This is a genomic window from Oleiphilus sp. HI0067 (genome assembly GCF_001635735.1).
The window spans coordinates 1-1044 of the sequence record NZ_LWFI01001549.1 but is presented as its reverse complement, the minus strand read 5'-3'; the positions used below and the strand labels follow the sequence as shown (position 1 = coordinate 1044).

Below are 1044 nucleotides of genomic sequence, written 5' to 3'. Positions count from 1 at the left end.
TGATCCAGCAATCGGGTGACCAGGAACAACAAACTCTGGCACATCGCCGAACACCGACTCGACTGCAGAAACAAAGTTACCCTTAACACTTCCTACATCGGTCAGTACAGCACCGGGCTTGATGAATGGTTTAACCTCTTGCAGCACACTCTCAAATGCTTGAACTGGAACTGCCAACACAATGATATCTGCGCCAGAAACTGCTTCAGCAATTGTTTCAGCAGCTACATCCACAGCACCTAATTCAATACCGAGCTTTGCGTGATTTGAATCAAGCGTATACCCGACCGTCTTCGAGACAACGCCTTGCTCCCTCAAGCACTTTGTTAAAGAACCGCCAATTAGACCAAGCCCAACAACCGAAACGGTGAGCCCTTTTAATTCTTGCATCGCTAAACTTAGCGAATCGCTAGCCATGACTAAGCGACTCCAAAACTTCAATAAAACGAGCGTTTTCTTCAGGAAGACCGATTGATACACGAAGGTGATTTGGCATTCCATAATTCGCTACAGGACGCACAATAACACCCTGCTGCAACATAGCTTCGTACACTTCCATTCCAGAACCTTTCGTATCAAAGCACACGAAATTGCCTTTCGATGGAATATATTCGTAGTCCAGTCGATCAAATGCATCGGTCAACTGCTTCATACCATGTTCATTTGTCGTGATGCTTTTCTTTAAATAGTCTTCGTCTCTCAATGAACCGAGAGCCGCAGCAAGCGCGAGACTATTCACATTAAATGGATGACGAACTCGATTCAGCACATCCGCAATTTCTTCATTTGAAATCGCATAACCAACGCGCAACGAAGCGAGCCCCCATGCCTTTGAAAACGTTCTCGTGACAATCAAATTCGGAAAATCAGACAGCAATGAAACCCCATTAGGAAAATCGGGATCGGTACTGTATTCAATATACGCTTCGTCCAACACCACGATCACGCTTTCTGGCACTTGAGACAAAAACTCTACAACTTCAGCTTTACTCAACACCGTTCCGGTTGGATTGTTTGGATTGGCAATAAAAATAAGGGATGTGC

The 1044-nt window shown here is 45.1% G+C and carries 2 protein-coding genes; both read right to left on the bottom strand.

Translation table 11 applies throughout. The features are described from left to right. On the bottom strand, positions 1–417 hold a 417-nt coding region (locus A3739_RS25320), incomplete at its 3' end, for a prephenate dehydrogenase/arogenate dehydrogenase family protein (protein WP_197472569.1). Continuing rightward, positions 410–1044 (bottom strand): histidinol-phosphate transaminase (locus tag A3739_RS25315; protein WP_156502828.1); only part of this gene is annotated, 635 nt, incomplete at its 5' end. The genes A3739_RS25315 and A3739_RS25320, both read right to left, overlap by 8 nt.